Source organism: Thermoanaerobaculum aquaticum, from assembly GCF_000687145.1.
Classification (GTDB): domain Bacteria; phylum Acidobacteriota; class Thermoanaerobaculia; order Thermoanaerobaculales; family Thermoanaerobaculaceae; genus Thermoanaerobaculum; species Thermoanaerobaculum aquaticum.
Window position 1 is genome coordinate 24162 of sequence record NZ_JMFG01000003.1, and the last position, 6000, is coordinate 30161.

The following is a 6000-nucleotide window of genomic DNA, read 5'->3' on the forward strand; positions in this document are numbered from 1 at the left end:
CGACATTTTTCTCTGTGTGGGGCCGCCGCTCCGCCTGTGGGGCCGCCGCTCCGCGGCGGCCATCAAGACCAAGGAACTGCGCAGGGCGCAGGTTTCACGACCTCTCTCCGTAACGGAGCTAGGTGTCATTTTTGCTAAGGGTTTACGGGATAGGCTATACTTCCGCTGCGAGGAGGGTTTGGGGCTCGATGGCGGAAAGCTCACTGCATCGCAGGGTTAAGGAACTCATCATCAACAGGCTGCAGCTGGAAGGGATGACCCCGGAGGACATCGATGACGCTGCCCCCCTCTTCGGCGATGGGCTGGGGCTGGACTCCATTGATGCCCTGGAGTTGGTGATTGGCATCGAAAAAGAGTTTGGGGTGCGCATCCAGGACGAAGAAGTGGGGACCAAGGCTTTTGCCTCGGTGAACGCCCTGGTGGAGTTCTTGCGGAGCAAGGGTGTCCAGGAGGCAGCCTGATCCCCTCCCTCACCAACCCCCTTTCCGCTTTGCCGAGCGCAAAGGGGAAGAGGTGGTGGTTGTTCCTGCCGCCGGTGCCGCCGAAAGCTTTTCCTTTCCCGTCCCCCTCACCATGCTGACGGAAGCTATGGCGCAAGCGATTCTGCTCACCGATCCCCCGGAGCAAAATGAGGGCTTGCGGCTGGTGGCCATTGACCAGGCCAGCCTCCGGCAGGAGGTGAACGCTGGGGACCGCCTTTCGGTGGTTTGCCGGAAGGAGGCGAGCTTTGGGAAGCTCAGGCGCTACTCGTGTCGAGCCCTCCGGGGTGGCACTCTGGTGGCGGAAGTGACGGTCACTGTGGGTTTTTGACCCGAGGAGAAAACCATGGATCTCAAAAAGTACAGCGAACAAGGCGTCACGGTCCTGGAGCTTGCGGGCAACGTCAAGCTGGGAGAGTCAGCCAAGCAACTGGCCGCAGAAATCGAGCGGGTCTTTCAGGAGACCTCCGGCGGGTTGCTTTTGGACGTGGCGCGCATTGATTACGTGGATTCCACCGGCATCGGTGAGCTGGTGGGTTACCTCCAGAAGTTCACACAAGCGGGCCGCCGCATGGCCCTCCTCCGCCCCCATCAGCGGTTGGAGGCGCTTTTGAAGCTTACGCAGCTGGACCGCATCTTTCCCATCTTCTGGGAACGGGAAAAGGCGCTCGCTTTTCTCAGCGGTGAGCAGGGGGGATGAAAAGAAGGGCTGGTGGTGCGAAAGGGGGGACTCGAACCCCCACGGCTGGGAAGCCACAAGATCCTGAATCTTGCGCGTCTACCAGTTCCGCCACTTTCGCCCGCGCACCAAAAATGGTACGTGCCAAGCAGGAACCTGTCAAGAACCGGTTGGTCTCCGCAGAGGTGGCTCTGGCTCTGCGGAAACTGTCGGCTGTGTTGCGGGATTTCGGGCCCCAGGGGGCAAGCCCCCGGCGCCTGGCGGAGCTCTTAGAGCTTCCCCCCGGAAGCCTGGAAGAAGTGCTCCAGCTCGCCGAAGAGAGGGCCGTGGCGGTGGGCCTCCCCAACGGCCGGTGGGTTTTGCCGGATCAGGCCGGTTTCGTGGCCGGGGTGGTCCGCACCACCGCCAAGGGCTTTGGTGTGGTGCGCCCGGTGAAGGGGCAAGGGGACGAGGTGGTGGTTCCCCCGGAATCGCTCAAGAACGCCATGGACGGCGATCTGGTGCTGGTCAAGCGCCGCAGCAAGCGCGTTCGCGGGCGGTGGGTGGCGGACCGCTTCGGTGAGGTGGTCAAGGTTTTACGCCGGGCCCGCCAAACCATCGTTGGTCGCTTCTTCCCCGACCCGGTCCAGCCCTGGGTGGACCCCTACGCCCGCAAGCTGCACATGAAGGTGCTGGTGGAAACCCCCAACTTTCCCGTGCGAGAGGGTGAGTTTGTGGAGGTGGTGGTCACCGAGTACGGGGAAACGGGGCCGCTTTCCGGGCGGGTGCTCCGCACCCTCGGCCAAGCGGGGGAACCGGGGGTGGATGAAGAAGTGGTGCTTTCCGAGCTGGGCATCCCCGTGGAGTTTCCCCCCGAGGCGCTGGAGGAGGCGGAGCGTTTGCCCGATGCCGTCCGGGAACAGGACCTGGCCGGGCGCCGGGACCTTCGGCACCAGCCCGCGGTCACCATTGACGGCGAAACCGCCAAGGACTTCGACGATGCGGTGGTGGCCTTCCCCGGCCCCGGCGATGCCGTGGAAGTCTTCGTGCACATTGCCGACGTTTCCCACTACGTCACACCCTACTCCGCTCTGGATTTGGCCGCCCGGGAACGGGGCACCAGCGTGTACCTGCCGGGGCGGTGCGTGCCCATGCTGCCGGAAAAGCTCTCCAACGGCCTTTGCTCGCTGGTCCCGGAGCAAGACCGGCTGGCCTTCACCGTGCGCTTCCTGGTCACCCCCGAGGGTCGCATCGCCGACTACCAGGCGTTCCGCTCGGTGTTCCGCTCGCGGAGGCGCTGCACGTACACCGAGGTTTTCTCCTGGTTGGAAGCCGGGGAGTTCCCCTCCGACCTTCCCCCTGGTGTAGCCCAAAGTTTACGCCTTTTGGACCTTGCGGCTTTGCGGCTTCGAGCCCAGCGGCAGCGCCGGGGGTCCATTGATTTCGACCTCCCGGAGCCGGAGATCCTGCTGGACCCCCAGGGCTTCATGACCGGGGTGCGGGAGGCACCCCGAAACCGCGCCCACCGTCTCATCGAGGAGCTCATGATTGCCGCCAACGAAGCGGTGGCCCGCATGCTGGTTTTTGGCCGTACCCCCGGCATCTTTCGCGTGCACAGCCGCCCTTCCCCCGGCAAGCTGGCGGAGCTGCAGGCAGTGCTTGAGGAGTTCGGGGTGCCGCTGGCCGGCGATCTAGAGGAGCTCCCGGCTTCCGAGCTGCAGCGGGTTTTGGCGGCCATCGAAGGTCGCCCGGAGGAGCGCTTCCTGCAAACCCTCATCCTGCGCTCCCTGGCCCGCGCCGAATACCTCCCGGAATGCCGGGGGCACTACGCCCTGGCCACCGACTTTTACCTGCACTTCACCTCCCCCATCCGCCGGTATCCGGATTTGGTGGTGCATCGTTTTTTGGCCCATCTTCTGGAGGGAAAGCGCTTTTCCCCCAGCGAGCGGGAGCTGGTGGAAGCTGAGCTCTGGGAAATCTCGCAAACCTCTTCCTTTACCGAACGGCGTGCGGAAGAAGCCGAACGTGAAGTGGTGCGGTGGAAGCAAGCGGAGTTCATGAAGGAAAAAGTTGGCCAGGAGTTTTCCGGACACATTACCGGGGTTTTGGCTTTTGGTTTGTTCGTGCAGCTCGATGAGATTTTCGTGGAGGGCCTGGTGCACGCCTCCACCATGGACGATGACCGCTACCGCTACGAGGAGGAGAGTCACCGCTTGGTGGGCGAACGCACCGGCCGCATCTTCCGTTTGGGCGATCCCGTGCGGGTTAAGGTTTTGGGCGTGGACGAGGAAACCATGGGGGTGGATTTTGCTTTGATTCTCCCGCCGCTGGAACACCTGCGTCCTTCCCCACCTTCACCTGCGCGAAAGGAAAAACCGGCCCGGGGGCAGGCGGGACGGGCGGCTCGCGGCAAAGAGCGGCACAAAAAACCCCGTCCCCCCAAGCATGAACAAAAAACCGCCCGCCAACCCGCCAGCCGCCGCCGTGGTCGGTGAGATAGCCCAAACCCACGGTTGCTAAACTAACGTCCCCTCCAAAGGGGGAGGAGAGAGCCATGGCTGAAGCTTGGCAGCGACCTTTTTGCGGGAGTTTGCGGCCGGAACACATCGGTCAACAGGTGGAGCTTTGCGGCTGGGTACGACGGCGGCGGGATTTGGGCGGGGTGGTGTTTGTGGACCTTCGCGATCGCGAAGGCATTGCCCAGGTGGTTTTTCGCGACCAGCTGAAATCGCAAGCGGAAACCCTTTCGCCGGAGGACGTGGTGCGCGTTGTGGGCACGGTGGTGGCCCGGGAAAACCCCAACCCGGAAATTCCCACCGGGCTTGTGGAAGTGGTGGCTGAGCATTTGCAAATCTTGAACCGCGCTGAAACCCCGCCGTTTGTGGTGGAAGATCGTGTGAAGGCCAGCGAGGAGCTGCGCCTGCGCTACCGTTATTTGGACCTGCGACGGCCGGAAATGATGGCCAACCTGCTCCTGCGCCATCGCATTACCTTTGAAATTCGCCGCTATTTCCACGAGATGGGTTTTATTGAAGTGGAAACCCCCATCCTCACCCGCTCCACCCCCGAAGGTGCCCGGGATTTTTTGGTGCCTTCCCGTCTTTCTCCGGGAAAGTTTTACGCCCTGCCCCAATCCCCCCAGCTCTTCAAGCAGCTATTGCAGGTGGCAGGGCTGGGCCGCTACATGCAAATTGCCCGCTGTTTTCGCGATGAGGATTTGCGCGCCGATCGTCAGCCGGAGTTCACCCAGGTGGACGTGGAAGCCTCCTTCATCAGCGAGGAGGATATTTTTGCCCTCATTGAGGGGCTTTTCCACCGGATTTTCCCCCTGGTAGGCATCGAACCTCCGGAGCATTTTGCCCGTCTTTCCTACGCCGAAGCCATGGAGAGCTACGGCTCCGATCGACCGGATTTGCGATTCGATTTGCGCCTGGCTGATTTTTCTGGACCTTCAGCCGAGTGCGATTTTCTGCCGCTGCGCGAAGCGGCAGCTACGGGCCGGGTGAAAGGTTTTGTGGTGCCCGGTGGTGCTGCTTTTTCCCGCAAGGAGCTGGATACCCTCGGCGAGCAAGCCAAGGAGCTGGGTCTGCCCGGCATCGTTTGGATGAAAAAAACCGCCGATGGGGTGGCCAGCCCAGCGAAAAAAGCGCTGGGTGATGCGGGAGTTTTGCGTTTCTTGCAGGCGGCCGGCTGCCAGGACAGCGATTTACTCCTAATCGCTGGCGGGCCAGAAAAAACCGTGCTCACCGCCTTAGGTCAGCTGCGCTTGTGGTGTGTCCGTAAGCTGGACCTTCTCCCCCAAAACCAGTTCGCGTTTTGCTGGGTCACCGATTTTCCCCTGCTGGAATGGGATGAGGAAACCCAGAGGTTTTACGCGTGCCATCACCCCTTCACCTCGCCCAAACCCGAAGATGTGGAGCTTTTGGAAACGGCACCGGAAAAGGTACGGGCCCGCGCCTACGACGTGGTTGTAAACGGCCTGGAATTGGGCGGTGGTTCCATTCGTATCCACGATGCGGAGCTGCAAAGGAGGGTGTTTGCCTGCCTTGGCATTACCCCCGAACAAGCGCAGCAAAAGTTTGGGTTCTTATTGGAAGCTTTCCGCTACGGCGCGCCTCCCCACGGTGGCATTGCCTTGGGTTTAGACCGGCTGGTGATGCTCATGGCGGGACGGGAATCCATTCGCGACGTGATTGCCTTCCCCAAAACCACCGCAGGAAACTGCTTGCTTACCGATGCCCCCAACGTGGTGGATGAGGAGCAACTGACGGAGCTTCATTTGCAGCTTAAACCCTAGGTTTGAACGTGCAGCCCTTGCCAAACGCCAATTCATGCCCTATTTTTTCAGTGAAAGGAGCGAACGATGCCATTTATCCAGTTCATTCCCGGTGGAGGTAATCAAAAAATCCAGGCCACTTTGACAGCAAAAGGGTTGCTGGGGCTTTCCGCGGATGCGGTGAAAGCGTTTGGATTGGAAAACGCCACCCATGTTCTCCTGTTTTTCGATCCCGAACGCCGCGCCCTGGGGCTGCGGGCAGCCCGTCCCGATGAAAGCGGCGCCCTCAAAATAACCCGCCGCAAGCGGGTAACCTCGCTTTCCATTCGCGCGCTTTTGGAACAGTACCGGTTGGTGGTTCCCGGCAAGCTCATCATGGAGCCGCAATTTGACGAAAAGGAAAACCTCGTGATCATTCCGCTTTTGGGCGTGCGCATGCGCCCGGGCCGCCGACCCAGTGCCCCCAAGCCCAAGGTGGTGCGGCGTCCGGCCCGCAAAGCCGCGGCGGCGCCGGCCCGTCGCCGGGGACGGCCGCGCAAGGCCGCGGCCGAAGCGGCCCCTGCTCGCCGTGGGCGGCCTCGTAAGTC

At 62.0% G+C, this 6000-nt stretch carries 6 protein-coding genes and 1 tRNA gene; 6 read left to right on the plus strand and 1 reads right to left on the minus strand.

Features of this window, described 5'->3' with window-relative positions; genetic code table 11:
- Positions 1-188 precede the first annotated feature (188 nt).
- From EG19_RS01400 to EG19_RS01410, 3 genes are read left to right on the plus strand one after another with little or no spacing between them, the layout of a single operon-like run.
- Positions 189-461, plus strand: a complete 273-nt coding sequence (locus EG19_RS01400) for a phosphopantetheine-binding protein (RefSeq protein WP_038046614.1) — start codon at positions 189-191, stop codon at positions 459-461.
- On the plus strand, positions 442-810 hold the full coding sequence (locus EG19_RS01405) for a hotdog family protein (RefSeq protein ID WP_038046616.1): 369 nt from the start codon (positions 442-444) through the stop codon (positions 808-810). Before EG19_RS01400 ends, EG19_RS01405 begins: the two co-directional genes overlap by 20 nt.
- 15 nt (positions 811-825) lie before the next feature.
- Positions 826-1179 carry an STAS domain-containing protein gene (locus EG19_RS01410; RefSeq protein WP_038046618.1) on the plus strand — a complete coding sequence of 118 codons (354 nt, stop codon included), beginning with the start codon at positions 826-828 and terminating at the stop codon, positions 1177-1179.
- Positions 1180-1192: 13 nt separating this feature from the next.
- On the opposite strand, the gene EG19_RS01415 is transcribed toward EG19_RS01410, so the two are convergent.
- A tRNA-Leu gene (locus tag EG19_RS01415) sits at positions 1193-1279 on the minus strand.
- Positions 1280-1373: 94 nt separating this feature from the next.
- Here EG19_RS01415 and rnr point away from each other — a divergent pair.
- The 3 genes from rnr to EG19_RS13845 form a co-directional block, all read left to right on the plus strand.
- A complete protein-coding gene (rnr, locus tag EG19_RS01420) occupies positions 1374-3632 on the plus strand; it encodes a ribonuclease R (protein WP_161685270.1) in 2259 nt (752 codons plus the stop codon).
- A gap of 59 nt (positions 3633-3691) precedes the next feature.
- Complete coding sequence (gene aspS, locus EG19_RS01425) at positions 3692-5434, plus strand: aspartate--tRNA ligase (RefSeq protein ID WP_038046620.1); 1743 nt, start codon at positions 3692-3694, stop codon at positions 5432-5434.
- A gap of 66 nt (positions 5435-5500) precedes the next feature.
- The coding region (locus EG19_RS13845) for a hypothetical protein (protein WP_038046622.1) at positions 5501-6000 on the plus strand (500 nt) is incomplete at its 3' end.

Bases quoted from the DNA above. Each gene is read 5' to 3' on its own strand.
- EG19_RS01400 (WP_038046614.1), top strand. From the start codon at position 189: ATGGCGGAAAGCTCACTGCATCGCAGGGTTAAGGAACTCATCATCAAC.
- aspS (WP_038046620.1), top strand. From the start codon at position 3,692: ATGGCTGAAGCTTGGCAGCGACCTTTTTGCGGGAGTTTGCGGCCGGAA.
- EG19_RS01410 (WP_038046618.1), top strand. From the start codon at position 826: ATGGATCTCAAAAAGTACAGCGAACAAGGCGTCACGGTCCTGGAGCTT.